This is a genomic window from Rhizobium zaerense, from assembly GCF_051810725.1.
Lineage (GTDB): Bacteria > Pseudomonadota > Alphaproteobacteria > Rhizobiales > Rhizobiaceae > Rhizobium > Rhizobium leguminosarum_I.
In genome coordinates, this window is sequence record NZ_CM132690.1 from 4,313,136 (window position 1) to 4,332,301 (window position 19,166).

23 protein-coding genes and 1 pseudogene are annotated in these 19,166 nt (G+C 62.2%); 8 read left to right on the forward strand and 16 right to left on the reverse strand.

The window, feature by feature from the left end; genetic code table 11:
• Positions 1-223: 223 nt before the first annotated feature.
• The 3 genes from ACS4RR_RS21510 to ACS4RR_RS21520 form a co-directional block, all read right to left on the reverse strand.
• Positions 224-850 carry a class I SAM-dependent methyltransferase gene (locus ACS4RR_RS21510; protein WP_260110292.1) on the reverse strand — a complete coding sequence of 209 codons (627 nt, stop codon included), beginning with the start codon at positions 848-850 and terminating at the stop codon, positions 224-226.
• A gap of 285 nt (positions 851-1,135) precedes the next feature.
• A complete protein-coding gene (locus ACS4RR_RS21515; RefSeq protein WP_456189365.1) occupies positions 1,136-2,245 on the reverse strand; it encodes a sulfite oxidase in 1,110 nt (369 codons plus the stop codon).
• A gap of 210 nt (positions 2,246-2,455) precedes the next feature.
• On the reverse strand, positions 2,456-3,127 hold the full coding sequence (locus ACS4RR_RS21520) for a DUF938 domain-containing protein (RefSeq protein WP_170258454.1): 672 nt from the start codon (positions 3,125-3,127) through the stop codon (positions 2,456-2,458).
• Between the two features lie 409 nt (positions 3,128-3,536).
• On the opposite strand from ACS4RR_RS21520, the gene ACS4RR_RS21525 reads away from it, so the two are divergent.
• Positions 3,537-3,887, forward strand: a complete 351-nt coding sequence (locus ACS4RR_RS21525; protein ID WP_222281470.1) for a DUF2200 domain-containing protein — start codon at positions 3,537-3,539, stop codon at positions 3,885-3,887.
• An 83-nt stretch (positions 3,888-3,970) separates the two neighbouring features.
• On the opposite strand, the gene ACS4RR_RS21530 is transcribed toward ACS4RR_RS21525, so the two are convergent.
• Positions 3,971-4,669, reverse strand: coding sequence for a TetR/AcrR family transcriptional regulator (locus tag ACS4RR_RS21530; RefSeq protein WP_456189366.1), 699 nt, complete (start codon positions 4,667-4,669; stop codon positions 3,971-3,973).
• A 193-nt stretch (positions 4,670-4,862) separates the two neighbouring features.
• On the opposite strand from ACS4RR_RS21530, the gene ACS4RR_RS21535 reads away from it, so the two are divergent.
• From ACS4RR_RS21535 to ACS4RR_RS21545, 3 genes are all read left to right on the forward strand, one after another.
• Positions 4,863-5,348 carry a RidA family protein gene (locus tag ACS4RR_RS21535; protein ID WP_222281468.1) on the forward strand — a complete coding sequence of 162 codons (486 nt, stop codon included), beginning with the start codon at positions 4,863-4,865 and terminating at the stop codon, positions 5,346-5,348.
• A gap of 142 nt (positions 5,349-5,490) precedes the next feature.
• The gene (locus tag ACS4RR_RS21540) at positions 5,491-5,916 is read left to right on the forward strand and encodes a hypothetical protein (RefSeq protein ID WP_222281467.1); all 426 of its coding nucleotides are present in this window, start codon (positions 5,491-5,493) and stop codon (positions 5,914-5,916) included.
• 139 nt (positions 5,917-6,055) lie between these two features.
• The gene (locus ACS4RR_RS21545) at positions 6,056-6,364 is read left to right on the forward strand and encodes a Dabb family protein (RefSeq protein ID WP_222281466.1); all 309 of its coding nucleotides are present in this window, start codon (positions 6,056-6,058) and stop codon (positions 6,362-6,364) included.
• A gap of 32 nt (positions 6,365-6,396) precedes the next feature.
• Here the strand turns inward: ACS4RR_RS21545 and ACS4RR_RS21550 are convergent, their stop codons facing one another.
• The 10 genes from ACS4RR_RS21550 to ACS4RR_RS21595 all read right to left on the reverse strand — a co-directional run bounded on the left by ACS4RR_RS21550 (position 6,397) and on the right by ACS4RR_RS21595 (position 14,976).
• A complete protein-coding gene (locus ACS4RR_RS21550; protein WP_456189367.1) occupies positions 6,397-7,296 on the reverse strand; it encodes a metal ABC transporter substrate-binding protein in 900 nt (299 codons plus the stop codon).
• Positions 7,297-7,312: 16 nt separating this feature from the next.
• Positions 7,313-8,185, reverse strand: coding sequence for a metal ABC transporter permease (locus ACS4RR_RS21555; RefSeq protein ID WP_456189368.1), 873 nt, complete (start codon positions 8,183-8,185; stop codon positions 7,313-7,315).
• On the reverse strand, positions 8,182-8,931 hold the full coding sequence (locus ACS4RR_RS21560; protein WP_456190163.1) for a metal ABC transporter ATP-binding protein: 750 nt from the start codon (positions 8,929-8,931) through the stop codon (positions 8,182-8,184). The genes ACS4RR_RS21555 and ACS4RR_RS21560 overlap by 4 nt, the downstream gene beginning before the upstream one ends.
• The gene (locus ACS4RR_RS21565; RefSeq protein ID WP_456189369.1) at positions 8,928-9,056 is read right to left on the reverse strand and encodes a hypothetical protein; all 129 of its coding nucleotides are present in this window, start codon (positions 9,054-9,056) and stop codon (positions 8,928-8,930) included. The genes ACS4RR_RS21560 and ACS4RR_RS21565 overlap by 4 nt, the downstream gene beginning before the upstream one ends.
• Positions 9,057-9,442: 386 nt before the next feature.
• Positions 9,443-10,135: an amino acid ABC transporter permease gene (locus tag ACS4RR_RS21570; RefSeq protein ID WP_456189370.1), complete on the reverse strand. Its 693-nt coding sequence runs from the start codon at positions 10,133-10,135 to the stop codon at positions 9,443-9,445.
• A 19-nt stretch (positions 10,136-10,154) separates the two neighbouring features.
• On the reverse strand, positions 10,155-10,862 hold the full coding sequence (locus tag ACS4RR_RS21575) for an amino acid ABC transporter permease (RefSeq protein ID WP_456189371.1): 708 nt from the start codon (positions 10,860-10,862) through the stop codon (positions 10,155-10,157).
• A 54-nt stretch (positions 10,863-10,916) separates the two neighbouring features.
• Positions 10,917-11,741 carry an amino acid ABC transporter substrate-binding protein gene (locus tag ACS4RR_RS21580; protein ID WP_456189372.1) on the reverse strand — a complete coding sequence of 275 codons (825 nt, stop codon included), beginning with the start codon at positions 11,739-11,741 and terminating at the stop codon, positions 10,917-10,919.
• 16 nt (positions 11,742-11,757) lie between these two features.
• Positions 11,758-12,498, reverse strand: a complete 741-nt coding sequence (locus ACS4RR_RS21585) for an amino acid ABC transporter ATP-binding protein (RefSeq protein WP_020048793.1) — start codon at positions 12,496-12,498, stop codon at positions 11,758-11,760.
• Positions 12,491-13,981: an NAD(P)-binding domain-containing protein gene (locus ACS4RR_RS21590; RefSeq protein WP_456189373.1), complete on the reverse strand. Its 1,491-nt coding sequence runs from the start codon at positions 13,979-13,981 to the stop codon at positions 12,491-12,493. The genes ACS4RR_RS21585 and ACS4RR_RS21590 overlap by 8 nt, the downstream gene beginning before the upstream one ends.
• The gene (locus ACS4RR_RS21595) at positions 13,981-14,976 is read right to left on the reverse strand and encodes a LysR family transcriptional regulator (protein ID WP_456189374.1); all 996 of its coding nucleotides are present in this window, start codon (positions 14,974-14,976) and stop codon (positions 13,981-13,983) included. Before ACS4RR_RS21595 ends, ACS4RR_RS21590 begins: the two co-directional genes overlap by 1 nt.
• Before the next feature lie 161 nt (positions 14,977-15,137).
• Between ACS4RR_RS21595 and ACS4RR_RS21600 the strand changes: the two genes are divergently transcribed.
• Both ACS4RR_RS21600 and ACS4RR_RS21605 read left to right on the forward strand, forming a co-directional pair.
• On the forward strand, positions 15,138-15,620 hold the full coding sequence (locus ACS4RR_RS21600; protein ID WP_456189375.1) for a CMD domain-containing protein: 483 nt from the start codon (positions 15,138-15,140) through the stop codon (positions 15,618-15,620).
• A complete protein-coding gene (locus ACS4RR_RS21605; protein WP_260110284.1) occupies positions 15,617-16,192 on the forward strand; it encodes a peroxidase-related enzyme in 576 nt (191 codons plus the stop codon). The genes ACS4RR_RS21600 and ACS4RR_RS21605 overlap by 4 nt, the downstream gene beginning before the upstream one ends.
• A gap of 428 nt (positions 16,193-16,620) precedes the next feature.
• Here ACS4RR_RS21605 and ACS4RR_RS21610 read toward each other — a convergent pair whose 3' ends face one another.
• Positions 16,621-17,106, reverse strand: coding sequence for a peroxiredoxin (locus ACS4RR_RS21610; protein ID WP_260110283.1), 486 nt, complete (start codon positions 17,104-17,106; stop codon positions 16,621-16,623).
• Between the two features lie 94 nt (positions 17,107-17,200).
• Positions 17,201-18,051, reverse strand: a pseudogene (locus tag ACS4RR_RS21615) (protein-disulfide reductase DsbD domain-containing protein).
• 141 nt (positions 18,052-18,192) lie between these two features.
• Here ACS4RR_RS21615 and ACS4RR_RS21620 point away from each other — a divergent pair.
• Together ACS4RR_RS21620 and ACS4RR_RS21625 are read left to right on the forward strand one after the other, a co-directional pair.
• The gene (locus ACS4RR_RS21620) at positions 18,193-18,798 is read left to right on the forward strand and encodes a YqgE/AlgH family protein (RefSeq protein WP_017963123.1); all 606 of its coding nucleotides are present in this window, start codon (positions 18,193-18,195) and stop codon (positions 18,796-18,798) included.
• A gap of 115 nt (positions 18,799-18,913) precedes the next feature.
• Positions 18,914-19,105 (forward strand): CsbD family protein, encoded by a 192-nt coding sequence (locus tag ACS4RR_RS21625; RefSeq protein WP_162118290.1) that lies wholly within the window; start codon positions 18,914-18,916, stop codon positions 19,103-19,105.
• Positions 19,106-19,166 lie beyond the last annotated feature (61 nt).

Here is a 19,166-nt window from a genome sequence, read left to right on the forward strand (position 1 = left end):
CGTCCGCTTTCCGCTGACGAAACGGGCCCGAGCGGAACGCCCAGTCTCGTCGATTTCCTCGGTAGCAACAAAAGGCCGACGTCAGCCCGAGACGGCCACTGCTTTGCGCCCCCTTGTCGGCCACAGAGGGGATCTTTGCCTTCGCCCGGAAGCCGACATTGCGGTGACCACCTGGCGTTCATAGTCGCGCCACAACCGGCCATTCCCGCAAGTTCTGTGTGCGTCACGCCCGGCTCGCCCGAACACTCAGCCACCGATCATGGGGCCTTCCGACGCACCGACGTACCTCGCTGACGATCCAGCCGGCGTCTGTGAGTGCGGACCGCAGGGCAGGCTCGCGCCAATACGTCTCGACGTAGCGCCGAGGCGCTGCAGCACTGCCGTGTGTGGACACATCCTCGCCTTCGCCCTCTCTAACCGAGGCGTGCAGTCGGCCACCGGTCCGGGTCGCCTCGGCAAGCCGTCCAAGCACCGTGCCGAAATCCTCGCGGGCGACATGAATCAGGCAGGCACAGGCCCAGATCCCGTCATACGGCGTGCCGGGACGCTGCGGGTCGACCAAATCATCGGTCAGCGGGTCCAACAGGTCGGCTTCGAAGCCGCTTTCGCGAAGCAGTTCGACGAAACCCTTTGCAATGTCGGTGCGCCGGACGCTCATTCCCCGCTTCTCAAGCTCAAGTGCATCTCGCCCGCCACCGCTTCCGATCTCCAGCACCCTGCCCGAGCCGCCTAGCTCGGTCACGAACGCATCGATCTCTGTCGCGACCCATTCTGGCATCGCCGCGGCCTCCGCAGCGTACTCCGCCGCAACCGTATCATAGGACCGCACGGTATCCAGGTCGGTGCTCATCCTAGCGCTCCTCCTTCAAGACAAGAGGCCTGATGAGCGAGAGGCCCATCAGTCCGTTGCGCCCTTCACACTTCGGCAGTTGGTGATATCGCGGGCGATTTGCTTCCGAGCTTTAGCAGAAATGCGGCCAGAGACACCACCGACCGCGCCAATGCTGCCGGGCGGCAAGGCGCCCTCATAATGGTCATCGAGCCACCTTTCGCTGCTGCTGCAAAGCGGACATGACGCAGTGACAACGCGGGTCGCGGTTGCGCCAAAAGCCGCCATTCCGCCCCATGCGGGTGATTAGATTACGAATTCCTCGTCATACGTCTGTGGCTCGGGAACGACCGTAACCTCCACCGGCACGATCCAATTGGCCGCGTAGCTCTCGCAATCGGAACGCTGGAGCTCGGGCTGCACGCACCCCGCCCCATCGATCGCGCGACATCGCAGTATATATCGCCCCACTTCTTCAGGGGTCCACATGTACTCCCACAAGCGCCATGCAAAGGGACGTTCTGTTTCGAGGAGCCTCCCCTCGCGCCAGCCCCTGCCATCTCCGGTGCAGACCTGCACCTGCCGGATAGCAGCCTCTCCGCTCCAGGCGGCTCCGAAAATCCGGTACGGTTGGCCGGCGATGAGATGCGCCCCCTGTACGGGACGCGCGATCTGCGCTTTGACCTCCATCTCCGCAAGGGGGACCAGCGTGGGTTCCCCGAGGCTGCGCTCCCAACGGAAATAGTCGCGCGCCTGCCAGTAGCCAAGGAACGGTTCCTCCAAAACCGTGATATGCGTGATCCACTTGACCCAAGCCATGCCGAACCAGCCACCCACGACCGCGCGTAGCGGGTAGCCGTGATCGCGCGTCAACGGCTGCTCGTTCATCGAATAGGCAAGGATCGTGCTGTCAGCTATGGCCTTCTCAAGCGGTAAACTGCGCGCAAAAGCGATGGGGCCGGGAGAAGCCGTTTTCTTGTTCGTGTCGACGACGCCGCTGTCTGCGCCTATGAGCAGAACCTCACGCGCGGTTCGCTTAACGCCCGCCATTTCTAAAATCTCGCGCAGAAGAATACCTGTCCACCCGGCATTGCCGACGGCTCCGTTCTGCCACTGCAACCCCTCCTTCGGCGGCTCATAGTAGACGCGCCCGTTCCCTGCACACTCGACGACGGCGGTGAAAGTCGTGCTCCGCATCGCCTTGATGCTGTCGAGGTCAAGTTCGATCGGCCGCTCCACCGCCCCGCCAACGCGCAATCTCCAGTCGCGCGCATTGAGGTCCGGCGACGGGAAATGGTTTCGCACGAAGAACAGCTCGGTTGGGATCAGCCAATCGGAGAGCGACGCAAACGGAAACTCGATGTTCTGTGGGGATTTTTGTCGAACTATCAGACTGGGTTGCTGTGGTGTCGGCATCGTCCTCGTCTCCCCTTTCAAGAGCACAACGTCGGCTCCCGGTCGCGCGAATTCCGGTACGATCACACCGCCCCTCGCAGTGCGTCCGTCGCATTCCGCCTTCGGGCCGCATTCTAGCACATACCGCACGTTTCTCGGATCGACCTCGAACGGCAGCAAAGGGCCCGAATGCTGCTACGGGCCTACGTCTCTTTCGCGCCCGCTTGTCGTTCAGGCACTACCGCTGGAGAAGACCAGCAATATATTGTTGGAAGGCATCTCGATCGTCTCGCGGAGATTAAGTCCAGCGGCCTCACCCACTTGTTCAAGATCAGCGATATCACGCACACCCCAGGATGGGTTGCGCTCCTTTAGAGCCGCGTCGAAAGCAGCGTTCGAGGGGGCGTTGTGTGCCCCGTCGCGCATGAACGGGCCGTAGAGAAGAAGAAGCCCACCAGCGTGAAGCAAACGGCCAGCTCCTGCGAACAATCCTAAGCTTGCCGCCCATGGCGCGATATGGATCATATTGATCGACACGATGGCGTCAAAATGCCCCGTTTGTTCGACGCCCCATTGTCCTGAGCACACATCAATATCCCGCGGTGCCAGCACATTCTTCAGCCCTGCGAATTTGATCCAGCTAGACGTACTGGTGCGGGCGTCGGCATCCGGATCGCTCGGCTGCCAGGTGAGGTTGGGCATTGCTCCCGCAAAACACACGGCGTGCTCGCCGGTCCCGCATCCAATCTCCAGCACGGCTCCACGTGTTGGAAGGACACGTTTTAGGACTGCGACGATCGGCGCCGAATTTCGCGCAACGGAAGGTGAGAACATGCGCTGGTCGGCGCTTATGTCGCGCTGTTCCAGCGCAACCGGTGAACGGTCCTTCTTCTCTGGGGGCATTGGTCTTGAATCCCCTTTGGGCGATGTCTCCCACCATATAGCTGAAATGATGGGACAGAAACCAAGGATTTCGGACTTACGAAGGGGGTCGCCGGCCCGCGCGTTCGGCCGAGGGCGACCGAAGGTCCACTTCGCGTCAGATCACGCGTCCGCCAGGCTCAGGGTCTGCTTTCGAAAATCCGAGCCCGGAAGCCGACCGACGGCTTTCAGTCCCGTAGCGGTCGTCTACCCAATCCGAGCCGATGTCCGTTGTTGATGCAATCGCGAAGACGCGCGGCGCTGTAGAGATGCCGCCTTTGCACTGATCTACTTCGCGCCCGCGGAAGCTTACTCATTGTCGACCGCTTGTTGAGGACTTGAAGTCAGCTATCTCAAGCCGGAAAATATCCGGAACGTTGAGGAGCACTCGATGACGAAGCATCGCATCTATTCGGTCAGCGTCGCGAGCGTCTATCCCCACTATGTCGCCAAGGCAGAGAAGAAGGGGCGGACGAAGACGGAGGTCGATGACATCATCTGCTGGCTGACGGGGCATGGCCGGCAGAGCCTGGACGACCAATTGGCTGCGAAGACCAGCTTCGAGGATTTCTTTGCGCAAGCGCCTCAGATGAATCCTTCCCGATCGTTGATTACGGGCGTGATCTGCGGTGTCCGCGTGGAAGACATCCAGGAAACGACGATGCGGGAAATCCGCTACCTGGATAAATTGATCGACGAACTCGCCAAAGGGAAAGCGATGGAGAAAATCCTACGGAAATAGCCGGGAAACCGCGTCGCGGCAGTGCGCGATCACCCACGGCAAGCCCGCAGAATCCGGCACCGTCTCGCCCGGGAGATGGATGTTCATCGTCGCGGAGCAAGACCATCGAGCAGGAAGTCGAGGCCCTTCCTGAAAGCGCCGTCCCAATCATTGTCCAGCAGCAGACGAGAGCGCTCGATCGTCGGATAGTGCTCGCTCAGACCTGTCAGGCGCTGCTGCGCAGCCGCCCTGTCGTCGTCCGAGAGATCGAAGTTCGCCCGGGTGATGGTCGCGCCGATCACATAGTTCCAGAGCGACCAGATCGCGACGTTCAAATCCGCATCAGTGACACCGGCACCGGACAGGGTCTTGCTCAGCAGTTCCAGGCGAATGAGGATGTTCGGGCCGAGCGCCCGGCGCGGCAGCAGCGAGGCCGACCAAGGATGGCGCAGCATGCTGGCGCGCCAGTCTTCGAGCATATGAACGACGTCCCCGCGCCAGTCTCGAGACTCGACGATGTCAGACGGTCCGCGATATTCGAGCACCGAATCCAGCGCCAGATCGAAGACCTTTTCCTTGTTGTCGACGTGCCAATAGAGGCTCATCGCGCCCGAGCCGAGGCGATCGGCCAGCCGACGCATCTTCAATCCGTCGACACCCTCGGCGTCCAGCAGCTCCACCGCCGTCGCCACGATCCGTTCCAGCGAAAGAGTCGGTACACTGCGTGGCTCCTGCCCGGACTGAGGTGACTCACTTCTCCGCCCAGACCCTTTGCTCTCAGCACCGCTGCGTTTGTCTGCCATTCGTCTTCCTTATCGATCAGACGTCGATCTAAGCCGACAATGCTGGGAATGTCGATCCTGACCAATTGACTCGTACGACGTACGATGCAATCTAATCGTACGCCGTACGAGTTATCTCATAAAGGCGATAAAGATTCATCCTGCAGGCCACGAGGATCCGTCGCTCGCAGCCCTGAGAAGCCAAGAGAAAATCATGTCACCCGCGATCAAGCATTTCATTATCGGAGGATTCATCATCATGACCATCAGCGTTCCCACTGCGACGAGAGCCAATGACGATCTCAAATTGATTATCGTCAATCCAGAAAACCTCTACGACCCCTCGCCGAATGGCTACAGCACGGCGGTGATCGTGCCCCGCCAAGGCCGGCTGGCCTATATCTCCGGACAGGGCGGCCAGAATAGCACGGGAGCCTTGTCGCCCGATTTCGCCGTCCAGGTGAAGCAGGCTTATGCGAATTTGCGCACCGCCCTCGATACGCTCGGCGCACGGCCGGATCAGGTCGCCAAGCTGACGGTTTTCGTGGTCGATCACGATATGTCCAAGCTCGAGGTGCTGACCAGCAACGTCAAGGACATGTTCGGCGAAGCACTGCCGGCGCAGACGCTGATTCCCGTTCCCAAGCTTGCCATCGATCCCATGCTCTTCGAGGTCGAAGCCACCGTCGTTCTGGATTAGGAGCGGCACCGGATCGACACAATTTCGGATTTTCCCGGTGGCGTGCCAACATCTGCTGGCGTGCCGCCCTTCCCTTTTGTGAGTGGCCATTGACCAACCGCCTGCGATGTGCGCCAGTCATGGCTTGTACAAGGAAAATCCCATGCTCAAGTTTCTGCTCGCCCTCTCGATGGGTGTTTTTTGCGTCTCGTCGCTTCAGGCCGGCGACATCACTCCGGTGACCAAAAGCTGCGAGCCGGGGGCAAAACAGGCGCAATGCGAGCGATGGGTCACGGATATTAAGAAAGCCGTCGAGCTGGCCTATAAAGGCGACCACGGTGCACAGGTGACCGTTGCCTTCTGCCTGTCCACAGGTTGCCATGGCGCCGTCGCCATCGACAAGGTCGCTTCCTGCAGCTGGCATCTGGTCATTGCCAATTCGGGCGTTGCGACAGTGCTCGACGCTTCCAATCTCAGGAACACCTGCCGGCCGATGACGCCGGCTGAGAAAGACCAGGCCCGCGCCTCGTCCCGCGATCTCGTCCAGAAGATCTACAAGCGCCCGATGGTCGCCACCGACCAGATGTAATCTGGTTGGGGTGCCGGCTCACGGCGCAACGTCTGCGTGAAAATAAATCTCATTGCTCTCCCGGCTTTCGCCGCTATTCTCCATCCAAAGAAAATCGGGCCAAAGAAAATCGGGCCAAAGAAAACCGGGAGGACCACTGATGATCCTGCACTGCGTATTCCTGCGGTTGAAGACCGCGATGACGAGCGAAGACAAGCAATCGCTGTTTGCGGCGATCGTCGCCCTGAAACAGGTCATTCCCGGCATATTGGATATCAAATACGGGCCGAATGTTTCGCCCGAAGGTTTGCACGGCGGGTTCGTCGACGGGTTTGCCGTGACCTTCGAAAGCGCCGAGGCCCGCGACGCCTATCTCATCCATCCCGAGCATGTGACGGTGGGCGAGCGCATCGTCTCGTCGACGGATGGAGGCCTTGCCGGCATCCTGGTCTTCGACCTTAATATGTGAGGGCCGCAGGATAGGCCTGCAGCCCTTAATCCTCAACTCGATTTCGCCATGGCGGCGGCGAGTTGATCGACATTGTACTTGAACATCTTCTCATAGGTCGGCGCCGGCCCCTTGGCGTCGGAAAGGGATTCGACATAGAGCTCGCCGCCGGGCTCGGCACCGGTTGCCTTGGCGACCTGCTTGACCAGGCGCGGATCGTTGGAATTCTCGAAGAAATAAGCTTTCACATGCTCGCCCTTGATCTGCTCGATCAGCTTGGCGACGTCGGCGGCCGATGCCTCGCTTTCCGTGGACAGACCGAGCGGGGCGAGGAAGCTGACATTATATTCGCGGCCGAAATAACCGAAGGCGTCATGGCTGGTCAGCACCTTGCGGCGATCGTCGGCCACCTTGTCGAATTTCGCATGGGCATAGGCGTTCAATTCATCCAGCCTCCTGGTGTACTTCTCGGCATTGGCCTTGAAGGCGGCGGCGTCAGTAGGATCGGCCGATGACAGCGCCTTTTCGATATTGGCGACCCAGACTTTGACGTTGACGGGGCTGTTCCAGACATGCGGATCGGTGATTTCCGCGCCGTCCTCTTCCATGGTGCGGGTGTCGATGCCTTCGGAGACGGTGACCGGTTTGCCCTTATAGCCCGAGGCGGTGATCAGCCGGTCCATCCAGCCTTCCAGTCCCTCGCCGCTGACGAAGGTCACTGCAGCCGCCTTCAAATTCTTTGCATCGGCCGGCGACGGCTCGAATTCATGGGGGTCGCCATTCGGCCCGACTAGGCTCGTCACCTTGACGTGCTCGCCGCCGACCTGTTTGACGACGTCGGCAAGCACGGTGAAGGAGGCCACAACCTTCAGCGTTTCGGCGGAGGCGGGCATGGCCGACAGCGCCATCAAAGCGGGGATTGCTGCGGAGAGAAGCAGTCTGTGCAGTGTCATCGAAGGCTCCTTGGAATCAGCCCTTCAAATGCGGGCGGGGAAAGACGCGCCGGGCCAAGCCGGAGGGCGCGAAAAAAATAGAAAAACCGTAGAAGATCGCCGCGGTCATGATGATCGTCGGGCCGGAGGCGAGCTCGAGATGATAGGAGGCGATCAGGCCGAGATAGCCGGATGCGGCCGCACTGACGGCTGCTATCGCCATCATCACGGGCAGACTGCGCGACCAGAGCTGGGCGACGGCTGCCGGCAGCATCATCAGGCCGACGGCCATCAGCGTGCCGAGCGCCTGGAAGCTGGCGACGAGATTCAGCACCACGAGCAGCAGGAAGAGCGGGTGATAGACCGGCCCGCGCCCGCCGACGGCACGCAGAAAACCGGGATCGAAACATTCGGCCACCAGCGGCCGGTAGATGAAGGCGAGGATGACCAGGGTCAGCGAGGTGATCGCGCCGATCAGATAAAGGGCGGGCGCATCGATCGCCAGGATGGTGCCGAAGAGCACATGCAACAGATCGATATTGGAGCCGCGCAACGAGACGATCAGCACGCCGAGCGCCAGCGATGCGAGATAGAAGCTGGCAAAGCTCGCATCCTCCTGCAGCACGGTCATCCGGCTGACGGCGCCGGACAGCAGCGCCACCGACAGGCCGGCAATGAGGCCGCCGAGCCCCATCGCCGTCAGCGACAGGGAGCCGGCGACGAGGTAACCGATCGCCGCCCCCGGCAGCACGGCATGGCTCATGGCGTCACCCATCAGGCTCATGCGCCGCAGCATCAGGAAGACGCCGATCGGCCCCGAGCCGAGCCCGAGGCAGAGGCAGGCGATGAGCGCTCGGCGCATGAAACCGTAGTCGGCAAAAGGTGCGAGGAAGAGATCGTAAGCCGTCATGCCGCCGGCGCCTCTTCGGGTGCGCAGGCATTCGCATCCTCATCCCAGCGCTCGGCCATGGCGCGGGCCTTGAGGAGATTGACGGAGGACATGACGTCTGCGGTCGCACCCCAGCCGACCAGCTCGCGGGCAAGCAGCAGGGTTTGCGGGAAATGGGCGCGGACCAGCTCGAAATCGTGCAGCACGGCAATCACCGTGCGGCCTTCGCCATGCCAGCGGGAGACGATATCGATGAGGTCCCTGGTCGTGCGGGCATCGATTGCCGTAAACGGCTCGTCGAGCAGGATGATGCCGGCATCCTGCAGCAGCAGGCGGGCAAAAAGCACGCGCTGGAACTGGCCGGCCGAAAGCGAGCCGACATGGCGCCGGCCGAAGCCTTCGAGCCCGACGGCGGAGAGGGCCTCGCCTGCCTTCTTCACCTCGGCGGGCGCGATGCGGCCGAAGGCGCCGGTCTTCTTCCAGGCGCCGAGCATGACGGTATCGATCACCGAGATCGGAAAGCGCCGGTCGATCTCGGCCGCCTGCGGGAGATAGCCGAATTCGGCCCGCCCCAACCGGTGCTCGACCCTGCCTTCGGCGGGACGAAGTTCGCCCATGATCGCCTTCAGCAGCGTCGACTTGCCCGCCCCATTCGGCCCGGCAATCGCCGTCAGACTGCCTGAGGCGAAGGCGCCGGAGACATGATGCACGGCGGGGTGCCGGTTATAGGCGACGGTGAGATTGTCAAGACGGATCAGCGGCGTCATGGCAAGAGAACCGCCCATTGGATCGCCAGCCAAAGGAGCGCAATGACCAGCGCCATGCCGATCACCCTAGAGAATGCCGACTGTCCCAGCAGGCTGACGGAGGGGCGGTCGGGGCTCGGGGGCATAGCGCATCCTACAATGTAATAACATTACGTGTTATGTTATAACGATTGCGGCGAGATTGAGGCGGAGCCTGGCAGTTATTCACACAATTGAAAAGGGCGACAATTGGCCACCTTTCATTTGCCAGGATGCGCGTATGCGGCCCCCGCTATCCTTGCTCCAGAGGCCACCCCACCCTCCGTCTTCCTCGGGCTTGACCCGAGGATCCACCCTCGCCTCCATCAGCGTGGGCTTGGATCCCAGGCTCAAGGCCTGGGATGACGGAGGTTGGGGGCGCGTTCCAGCCAAACTTCCCGCCGGCACAGCGGAAGCGATGGCCGCTATATGCCGAAACGACTGTGGAAATCCTGATCCCGTGCATCGTGCTGCGAGGAAGAGCGAAGTGCCCCTAGGCCCATACCCTAAGAGCCCGTTCCATCCGGTCGGCTGCGTATGTGACGACGTAGGCGATCACCATGTAGATGACGACAGCGATCAGGAAGGCTTCGAGGTAGTAGAAGTTCAGCGCCGCGGTCAGTTGCGACTGCGCGAAGATGTCGACGACCTCGATTGCAAATCCCAGCGACAGCGCCTTCATGATCACCATGATGGAGTTGGCAAGATCCGGGATGGCGGCGACGATGACCTGAGGCAGCATCACCCGGCGGAACAGCTGGCTGCGCTTGTAGCCCAGGGAATAGGCCGCATCGGCCTGACCGTTGTCGAAGGAGTTGAGTGCACCCTTGACGACCTCAGCCTGGAAGGCTGCGACGCAGGCGGTCAGGGCGACGATCAGCGTGATCCAGTTCGGCGTCGAGTGACCATTATAGTCGATGCCGACGAGCGAGGTCAGGAACTGCAGCGTCGGCGGCAGGCCGTAATAGGCGAGGAAGATCACGATGACCATCGGAACGCCCTTGAAGACGACCTTGTAGGCGACGACCAGTTCCCGAAGCAGCGGGACCCGGCGATATTCCACCATCGCGAAAAGGCTGCCGACGATGGTGGAGAAGACGAAGATTCCAAGCGCCATGGCGAGCGTCACCGGGACCGCGCCAAGGATGTCCCAGAGATCGGGAAGAAGGACTTCGGAATCGAACATGTGATGACCTCCTATTCGATCAGACGCTTGCCATCATGGTGGCCTTGGCCGGTGCGGTATTGGGCGCGAATTTTGCGTTTCGCGTTTCGAAAAAGCGCACGACGATCCATGCGACAAGGCATAGCAGCGAATAGATCACCGCCAGCACAAGGTAGGTCTCGAACTGGTATTGGTTGTAGTCGCGCTCCATGACGAGATGGGCGGTCGCCATGACATCTGCGGCGCCGATGTACATCACCAGTGCGACGTTGTGGATGAGGTAGACGATCGAGTTGCCGTAGCCTGGCAGGGCGATGTGCACCGCCTGAGGCCCGACGACCCGAAGGATCTTCTGAAGGAAGCTGTATCCGAGACTATCGGCGGCGTCGTGCTGGCCGCGTTCCACGGCGAGGTAGGCCGGCCGCAGAACCTCGGAAAGATAGCCTCCATGGTAGAGGCTGAGGCCGACGATCGCCGCGACGTTCGGGGACACGAAGTCCTCGACCTCGAACAGAGCGACGACCAGCGGCAGCCCGTAGAAGGCGACGAACAGTTGCAGCACGACGGGGACGCTCCGGGCATAGGAGACGTAGAGGTCAGCCAGCTGACTGACAACCGGTATCCTGCGCACCCGGAACGTCGTCGTTATCAGGGCCAGCAGGAAGCCGGCGATCATGGCCGTGAACGTGATCGCAAGCGTCAGCGGCAGCGCCTTGAGCAGCTCGGGGATCATGATGGATAGGTCCACTTCGGAACACTCCTTGTTTCGGTCTTGGGCCTGATCGCCGATCGTTTCTCAGCGTTACTTCATGTAGGTGGTGATGTCCTCGCCGAACCATTTCTGCGAGAGCTTGGCCAGCGTGCCGTCGGCCTTGAGCTCCTTCAGAGCCTTGTCGATGTCTTCGGCGAGTGCCTTGTTCTCCTCGGAGCGATGGATCAGGACAAAGGTATTGTTGATCGCGACCGGCTCGCTCGCCTTGACGTCGAGCTTCTGCTGGTCGATGACCGTCTGCTCGCCGAGGTTGGACGGCAGAACCAGCGCGTCGTATTTGCCGTTCTCGACCTCTTTCAGGCGATCCGGATAGGGAATGCCGGCGCTGGACGCGGTGATCTCGATCTTGAAGTCGGGGTTCTTTTCCTGCCAGGCAGTGGCGAACTTGTAGATGCCGCCGCCGGCCGTCACCGGCACGATCTTCTTGCCGACGAGATCCTTCATCTCGTTGATGCCGCTGTCCTTGCGGCTGTAGATCTTGATCAAGCTGGCGCCGATCGGGCTTTCTGGAATTAGGAACTGCTTTTCGCGAGCGGGCGCCCGGTAGTAGCCGCCGGTCGCGATGTCGTACTTGCCGGTGGCAAGGCCGGTCTCCTGAGCGATGTCGGCAGCACCCTCCATGACGAATTTGTACTGGGGCAGCTTGGTGTTGATCGCCTTCAGGACGTCGGGCTCGTAACCCTGCGGCTCGACGCCGATGGCACCCCAGGAGAGCGGCTTGGATTCGGCAGCCGTCGCGATCTTGATGGTGCGCACGTCCTCGGCATGCGACAGGCCGGCGGTTGCGAAGGCAAAGGCAACGCCGGCGACAGCGAGGCCGAAGCTACGGCGGGAAGTCGACTTGATGGAAGACATGTCAGGCATCCTTTCTTTACTGGATGGAGTGTTCGGAATTCAGGAACTGGGCAAGGCGCGGGTTGGAGGGCGTGTCGAAGATCTCGGCAGGACTGCCTTGAGCTGCGACGACGCCTCGATCCATGAAGACGATGCGGTTCGAGATATTCTTTGCGAACTGCATCTCGTGGGTGACGAGGAGCGAGGTGATGCCTGATGACGTGACGTCCCTGATCACCTTCAAAACCTCGCCGACGAGTTCGGGGTCGAGCGACGATGTCGGTTCGTCGAAAAGCATCACATCCGGCTTAACGGCCAGCGCACGCGCAATGCCGGTCCGCTGCAGCTGACCGCCGGAAAGCTGGGACGGGTAGCTGTCGACCTTGTTCGACAGGCCCACCCGCTCAAGCTCCTGCAAAGCGATCGAACGCGCCTCGTCCTTCGACTTGCGCTGCACGACCACGAGCGGATCCATCACGTTCTGAATGACCGTCATGTTCTTGAAGACGTTGAACTGCTGGAAGACCATCGCCGTCCGCAGTCGGATCGCCTGGACAGCGGTATTGTCCGGTTTCCGGTAATCCATCCTGACCTGATCGAAGGCGATCGTGCCCGACGCCGGCTTTGCCAGATAGTTGATGCACTTCAGCAACGTCGTCTTGCCGGTACCGCTGGGGCCGATGATCGACACCACGTCGCCCCGGTTCACCGAGAGATCGACGCCGTTCAGGACCTGCGTGTTTCCGTAGGACAGCTTTAGGTTTTTGAGCTCAAGCATTTCGGGTCGGGGTCCTTTCGGCAGATAGGTCGGAAAACGTCGCGGTCTCGTCGTCGGCCCACTCGTCTCCGAGCAGCTCGGGCGTGTCGAAGGCCTGGAGATCGGCGAAATGACGCTCGCGGTCGGCGACGAACAGCGCCCTGACGATGCCGCGCGCGAGCCGGTCGGCGCCTTCGCTGATTGCGGGAATGTCGCCCGTGAGCTTGCCGTGGCTGAGCGTCGCCGGGAAGTTGAAGCAGTGGATGCGGGCGAGCGCCGGGCAGGCGCCGGGCTCGGCCTCGAGGAACTCGAACGCCTCGCCGAGGTCGGGCGAGGTTTCCAGTTCGTCGTTTCGCATGTCCGCCGGCACGGGAAAGCGGTCGCGCCAGAGACGGATATGCGATGCGACGGCAGCGAGTTCCGGCCGGTTCGTCAGGTCGACCTTGAAGCCGGTGCCGAAGATCAGGAAATCGACGAGATAGCTGCCTTTCGGCGTCGTCACAACGATGTGGTCGCCTTGCGCCTGCAATCGATCGATCGGGCTTCCGAGATGAAGATGAGCCTGCGGGAATGCGCTGACACGCAGGACGCTCGGGCGCGGAGGCGGCGTCTGCGAGCGCATGGCATAGTCGAGAAAACGCCACTTCCAGTCATCCGGCAGACCGGCAAAGCCATGCACCACGCCCTGGCTGGCGATGCCGGTGAACTTGTTGATCCGCGGCAGGTCGGTCCTGCGCACGAACATGTCGAGCCGGGCAGCGCCGGCCTCGAGCGCGGTGGCGGCGTTGTCCATCGCCGAGGCGCCGGCTCCGACGACCCCGACCCGCTTGCCGCGCAATGCGGCGAAATCGATAGGGTCGGCGGTATGAGCCCAGAACTTGCGCTCGATGCCGTCGGCGATCGAGGGTACGAAGGGACCGCCGAGGCCGTCGCGGCCCGTTGCCAGCACCACATGGCGCGCGATCGTCGTTTCGGACCGGCCATCGTGACGGCAGACCACATCGATCAGGCCGTCGGCGCGCGGACGAATGGCCTCGACGGCGACCCCATTGCGCACCGGCAGGTCAAGCACGCGCCGGTACCACACGAGGTAGTCCATCCATGTCTGACGCGGCGCCCTGTCGAGCGCGATCCAGGCATCGCGGCCATGCAGCGCCTCGTAATAGGCGCGGAACGTCAGTGCCGGCAGCCCCATTGCCGGTCCGGTCAGTTGTTTGGGAGAGCGAAGGGTTCGCATCCTGGCGAAGGTGACCCAGGGACCCTCGCTTCCGGCAGGCGCCTTGTCGAGAACGGTGTGGTTGGCGACGCCGAGCCGCTTCAGCATGGCGGAGGCCACGAGCCCGGCCATGCCCGCACCGATAATCACGACGTCAATGACCGCTTGGCCGTCGACGAGGCGGGGCGGAACCCAGGACTTGGCCGGCAGCTCCAGCCAGGCGAGGTCCTGGCGCAGGCGTGCCTCGAGCGCTTCGAGATTGTTCGGAAACGTCGAGAGATCGCTCATCACGGCACGTCCTCGGTCATCGGGCTACCGCCGTAGACGGTATCGGCCAAGGCTTCGACGCCACCTGCGTCGTGCAGCCGGCAACCGGGCATCGCCAGGGCCACGGCGCGCGCCGCATCGATCACGGCGGCGACCGTCGGGGTCAGCGGCATCGCGGCAGGCGAGATGGCGCCGAACAGGAAGGGGATGGTGTGGTCGAGGACGCGCATTACGATCCCCTCGAGCGGAACGCCGCAGACGGTCGCCGGCTCGACGATGGCGACGCCCAGTCCGGCCCGGACCATCGTCAGGGCGGTCAGCGAGGCGTTGACGTCGATCATCCGTTGCGGCGCCACACCCGCGCGCTCCAGGGCCTCGTCGATGCGGTGCCGCAGGCGGTAGGGATTGGCGAGCGTGATGATGCGTCGCTCGGCGAGATCGGAGAGACGCACCATGTCATCGTTGGCCAACGGATCGTTGGCGGCGAGAGCGACGACACACGACGCTTCGGCAACCCAGTGCACGTCGAGGCCGGGATGTTCCAGCGGCAGGCTTGATATCCCGAAGTCGGCCGAGCGGGCGAGCACCGCCTGCACGACATTCTCTGCCGCCAGCGCCTGCACATGGAGATGACGCGGTATCAGGTCCGGCGCGACGGCCGCGATCGCCTGGGGCAGAACGCCCGCCGCAAGTGAAGGCGTGGCCGCGATCGTCAGCGACGGCGGTTCATCGAGACCGATGGCATTCGCCCGCTCGCGGATGTGGGCGAGGCTGGCAAGATGGCGCTCCACCTCGGCGTGAAAGAGCAGACCGCGCGCGGTCGGGCTGATGCGCGGGCCGCTTCGATGCAGCAGCGCATAACCGATATCGGCTTCGAGATCCTGGATCAGCCGCGTGACCGCCGGCTGCGACCGGCCGAGCAGCCTTGCCGCCCCGGTCACGCTGCCGGCGGACATCACCGCCGCGAAGGCTTCAAGTTGCCGGATATCGAAAGAGTTAGAATGCATAGTGGACATCAAACACTCTCCTTCATGTCAGTAAAGCATGACAATTCTTATTTGACGACTGGCTGTAGATAAAAAATTCATATCAAGTGCTGTTTATCATTCCAGTTTGACATAATGAGAGGTCCGGCCTACCTAGAGCTTATGTCCGCTGACGTATTGAGGAGCTTGTTTTGACACTCATCGAAACTCTTGCCTCTGTGAGGCCGGGTTCCGCGCTCGCGGAAGCCATGGGGAAACGCGCGGAGATCCTGCGCCTCAGTGAAGCGGCCCACGACGCTGTGCTTCTGCCACGCGATCCCGGCGGACTGTCGCACGGCCTGAGGGCGGCACTCGCCGCCCGGATGGCGCGCCACAATCGCAGCCCGGCGCTCACAGGCCACTACGACACGCTCGTTGCCAGCGCCGACGAACCGGCGACAGCCTTGCTCGCCGAGCCGAACACGAACGTGTCGGATCCGCGTACCGCCGAGATCGTTCGCCATGCCGACCGGCTCACGGTCGCGCCGCGCGATGCCACGCGCACCCATGTGGACGCATTGCGCCAAGTCGGCGTAACCGACGCCGACATCGTCCGGCTCGCAGAGCTTGCGGCTTTCGTCAATTACCAGGTGCGGGTTCTCGCCGGCCTGAAGCTGCTGGGAGAGATGCGATGAGCGAGGTCGTCCACACCTTCACCACCACGGTGCCGCGCTGGCAGCCCTACGTCGTTCCGGTCGATTTCGCGACCGCCACCGACGAGCAGCATGCAGCGATGCAGACGACGCCGTCGAACAAGGGCATCTCGCCGTATGTGCTGACCCTGGCGCACGACCCCGAGACGCTCGCGGTCCGCTCACCCCTGTTCAACCTGATCATGTACGGCAAGGACGGACTGGCAGCGAGCGAGCGTGAACTGGGTGCCGTCGCCGCCTCTGTCGTCAACCGCTGCGTCTACTGCGCCGCCGTCCATGCATCCCGGTTCAACAATTTGACAAAACGCACCGATGTCATCGACGCAGTGTTCGCCGATGGTCTCGAGGCGACGCTCGACGAGCACCTCCAGGCAATCTTCAACTTCTCGGCCCGACTGTCGACCACGCCGCCCGAGGCCGTCGCGGCCGATGCGCAGGCGTTGGCGGACGTCGGGTTCGACGAGTTGCAGGCTCTCGATCTCGTCCTCTCCTCGGCGATCTTCGGCTGGGCGAACCGTCTGATGCATACGCTCGGCGAGCCGACGAAGGACTGAAGTGTATCCTCGGGAGCGACAGCATGGATACCCGAATCCGGGTTCAGCCGCTGCTTACGCGGCGATTATTACAATGACGAGTATGTGCGTCAGGACGGTCGGTGGCTGATCTCGAAGCGCATTTCGCATTTCACATGGCGTGACACTATGGAGATGGTGGCCGGCTGACCGAGACCGCGGGTGCCGACGCGCGACCTGCGACCGCTCGAGCTCTAGCAAGCGTAGAGACGTCGGCGCGTGCCCCTCATCCGGCTGCCGCCACCGACCGGGGTCGAGCCACGGGTCTCGCCCCGTCCTTCGGACCCCCGCTCGCGGGGCGAAGGGAGATAGCCGCAGCCTCTCCGTTCCCACCTCGCTCTCGCGGGGCACGTCCCCTCGCCCCGTTTACGGGGAGAGGGTTAGGGTGAGGGGCAGATCTTGTTCGAAGCTCAGAGCTGTTCCAGCATCGCGGCAGCGCCCGAGACGGTTGCCTGGCCGGGGCTTTCCTCGACGTTGAGGGCTTTGACGACGCCGTCTTCCACCAGCATCGAATAACGTTTGGAGCGGAGGCCGAGGCCGCCGGCGGAGAGGTCGGCGTCGAGGCCGACGGCCTTGGTGAAGCCGGCATCCCAATCGGCGAGGAAATGGATCTTGCCCATGCCGCCTGACAATTGCGCCCAGGCGCCCATCACGTGCCAGTCGTTGACGGAGACGACGGCGATGTCGTCGACGCCCTTGCCAAGGATGGTATCTCGGTTTTCGAGATAACCCGGGAGGTGGTTCAGCGAGCAGGTGGGCGTGAACGCGCCCGGCACGGCAAAGAGCACGACGCGCTTGCCGGCGAAGAGCCGATCGGTGGTGATTTCGACCGGGCCGTCAGCCGTCTTTTCCTTGAAGGTGGCGGCAGGAAGCTTGTCGCCGATCGCGATGGTCATGGTCTTCTCCTTGGTTCCGGCTTTGGGAGTTCTGGCTTTGGGTTCTGCTTGGCAGCGGCCGCCGCAGGGGATCTGCGGCGACTATAAGACCCGGTCATTGAAAGGCAAGAGTGGTCTCCATCGCCCTTTCGCCATCGATGACCAGCACGCTCCAGCGCTTGCCGGATAGGTCGTAATTCTCAGGCAGTTTGCCGATAGATACATCGACCTTGAAGGTGGCGCCGTCGCGCTTGCCGCCGATCTGCTTGGTGAAGGCATGGCCGCTCGGGCCGGTGACGATGATATCCGGCGCGCCGTTCCCCTCGCCCGGCCCCCGCTCGGCAGAGCCAGGGTCAGCGACAGCGTCTTCCTGTCGGGCGACATCGCATGCGCCGTCACGTCGAAATCCGGCGACGGCGGCTTCGGCAGCTTCGCATCGGCGGCCTGAAGGATTGACTCCTCCTGCGGGTGCGACTGGATGGCGGGGCCAAGCTTCAGCTGAAAATTCGCCTGGAAGGGAATGCAGATATCTTTGCAGATGCCGATGAAGGCGGAAGCGTCGATTGCCACCGGGCCTTTGCCGGCCGCCGTCAGCGACAGCGGCAGCGTCACCGGTGCGTCATAGGCGATATCCTCGACCGTGCCGTTGAAAAAATGCTTCGGAACGGGATAGGCGATGGCATCGAGGCTGACCCCGCTCTCCGCCGCGATGGTGATCTGCGGCGGAATGCCATTGCCGCCGGGCTCTCTCCAATAGGTGATCCAGCCGGGTTTCGGCTCGATCTGAAGGGCGGCGCGGATTTTGCCGCCGGCATCGGGCGCGAGCGCCACCAGGCGCATGCGGCCGCCCTCGTTGTCCGCCCAGGCGCTCATTTCAGCGTGGGCGGAATAAAACGGCACAAGGGCTGCGACCACCGACACAAGCGCGATTAAAAGCCCGCGCGGGCCTGAGGAAATAATCATCATGGAACAAAGGTTTACCGAAACTGCTGTTTGGCCGCCAGAAGTCGCGGCGATTTAAATCTTCATTTTCAGTTGATTGATGTGTGACATTGGCCCATGTTTCTCTTGTCGAGGCCTTGGTGCGGTCTAGCAGCAGGAGGAACGATGTCCTTATCGACGCTGAAGAACAGACGGGAACGTGGCTTCTTCGATGGCCAGTTCCTCATCGCCATGCCGGGCATGGAAGACCGCAATTTTGCGCGCACCGTGATTTATATCTGCGCGCATTCGGATGCCGGCGCCATGGGCTTCGTCATCAACCGTCCGCAGAGCCTCACCTTCACCGATGTGCTGCTGCATCTCGACATGATCAAGCAGGAAGATTCGATCGTGCTGCCGAAGCGGGCGCGCGACTTCCCGATCCAGACCGGCGGCCCGGTGGAAAGCGGCCGCGGCTTCGTGCTGCATTCGGACGATTATGCCAGCGACTCCTCGATCCCCGTCAGCGACGACATTTGCCTGACGGCGACGCTCGACATCGTTCGCGCCATCTCCAAGGGCGCCGGACCGACACGGGCGACAATGCTGCTCGGCTATTCCTCCTGGGCGGCCGGCCAGCTCGAAAACGAGGTCGTCAACAATGGCTGGCTCACCTGCCCGGCCAATGAGGAATTGATCTTCGACCGCAGCCTCGACGACAAATACGAGCGGGCGCTCGCCGGCATGGGCGTGACCGCTGCTATGCTGTCGGCCGAAGCCGGCCATGCTTGAGAGGCTGGCCTGACGGTCGCTGACCTGGCGGCAGCGGGAACGAATAGCCGAGAGTGACGTTTCATTTCGGCGAGCATGGACAAAAAGCCCATGCCAACCAAGGAGACATCACAAGATGGGTAGCACCAGCGACAAGATTTCCGGCAAGGCAAATGAAATTGCCGGCAAGACCAAGCAGGCCGTCGGCAAGGCGACGGACGATCGCGACATGAAGGCCAAGGGCGCCGTCCAGGAAGCCAAGGGCAAGGGACAGGTCGCAACCGGCAAGGTCAAGGACAAGCTCAAGGGCGCCGTCGACCGGCTCTGAGCGACAGCAATAAGACGAGCAAAGGACGCTGTGCTTCCGATTTAAGGAATGCGCAGTAGAC

What these genes read in the sequence shown, in the direction of transcription:
- ACS4RR_RS21590 (WP_456189373.1), bottom strand. Translation starts at nt 13,981, where the DNA reads ATGAGCGATCTCTCGACGTTTCCGAACAATCTCGAAGCGCTCGAGGCA.
- ACS4RR_RS21515 (WP_456189365.1), bottom strand. Translation starts at nt 2,245, where the DNA reads ATGCCGACACCACAGCAACCCAGTCTGATAGTTCGACAAAAATCCCCA.
- ACS4RR_RS21610 (WP_260110283.1), bottom strand. Translation starts at nt 17,106, where the DNA reads ATGACCATCGCGATCGGCGACAAGCTTCCTGCCGCCACCTTCAAGGAA.
- ACS4RR_RS21510 (WP_260110292.1), bottom strand. Translation starts at nt 850, where the DNA reads ATGAGCACCGACCTGGATACCGTGCGGTCCTATGATACGGTTGCGGCG.
- ACS4RR_RS21580 (WP_456189372.1), bottom strand. Translation starts at nt 11,741, where the DNA reads ATGTCTTCCATCAAGTCGACTTCCCGCCGTAGCTTCGGCCTCGCTGTC.
- ACS4RR_RS21625 (WP_162118290.1), top strand. Translation starts at nt 18,914, where the DNA reads ATGGGTAGCACCAGCGACAAGATTTCCGGCAAGGCAAATGAAATTGCC.
- ACS4RR_RS21545 (WP_222281466.1), top strand. Translation starts at nt 6,056, where the DNA reads ATGATCCTGCACTGCGTATTCCTGCGGTTGAAGACCGCGATGACGAGC.
- ACS4RR_RS21565 (WP_456189369.1), bottom strand. Translation starts at nt 9,056, where the DNA reads ATGCCCCCGAGCCCCGACCGCCCCTCCGTCAGCCTGCTGGGACAGTCG.
- ACS4RR_RS21570 (WP_456189370.1), bottom strand. Translation starts at nt 10,135, where the DNA reads ATGTTCGATTCCGAAGTCCTTCTTCCCGATCTCTGGGACATCCTTGGC.
- ACS4RR_RS21620 (WP_017963123.1), top strand. Translation starts at nt 18,193, where the DNA reads ATGTCCTTATCGACGCTGAAGAACAGACGGGAACGTGGCTTCTTCGAT.
- ACS4RR_RS21530 (WP_456189366.1), bottom strand. Translation starts at nt 4,669, where the DNA reads ATGGCAGACAAACGCAGCGGTGCTGAGAGCAAAGGGTCTGGGCGGAGA.
- ACS4RR_RS21595 (WP_456189374.1), bottom strand. Translation starts at nt 14,976, where the DNA reads ATGTCCACTATGCATTCTAACTCTTTCGATATCCGGCAACTTGAAGCC.
- ACS4RR_RS21560 (WP_456190163.1), bottom strand. Translation starts at nt 8,931, where the DNA reads ATGACGCCGCTGATCCGTCTTGACAATCTCACCGTCGCCTATAACCGG.
- ACS4RR_RS21520 (WP_170258454.1), bottom strand. Translation starts at nt 3,127, where the DNA reads ATGCCCCCAGAGAAGAAGGACCGTTCACCGGTTGCGCTGGAACAGCGC.
- ACS4RR_RS21585 (WP_020048793.1), bottom strand. Translation starts at nt 12,498, where the DNA reads ATGCTTGAGCTCAAAAACCTAAAGCTGTCCTACGGAAACACGCAGGTC.
- ACS4RR_RS21550 (WP_456189367.1), bottom strand. Translation starts at nt 7,296, where the DNA reads ATGACACTGCACAGACTGCTTCTCTCCGCAGCAATCCCCGCTTTGATG.
- ACS4RR_RS21525 (WP_222281470.1), top strand. Translation starts at nt 3,537, where the DNA reads ATGACGAAGCATCGCATCTATTCGGTCAGCGTCGCGAGCGTCTATCCC.
- ACS4RR_RS21540 (WP_222281467.1), top strand. Translation starts at nt 5,491, where the DNA reads ATGCTCAAGTTTCTGCTCGCCCTCTCGATGGGTGTTTTTTGCGTCTCG.
- ACS4RR_RS21535 (WP_222281468.1), top strand. Translation starts at nt 4,863, where the DNA reads ATGTCACCCGCGATCAAGCATTTCATTATCGGAGGATTCATCATCATG.
- ACS4RR_RS21555 (WP_456189368.1), bottom strand. Translation starts at nt 8,185, where the DNA reads ATGACGGCTTACGATCTCTTCCTCGCACCTTTTGCCGACTACGGTTTC.
- ACS4RR_RS21605 (WP_260110284.1), top strand. Translation starts at nt 15,617, where the DNA reads ATGAGCGAGGTCGTCCACACCTTCACCACCACGGTGCCGCGCTGGCAG.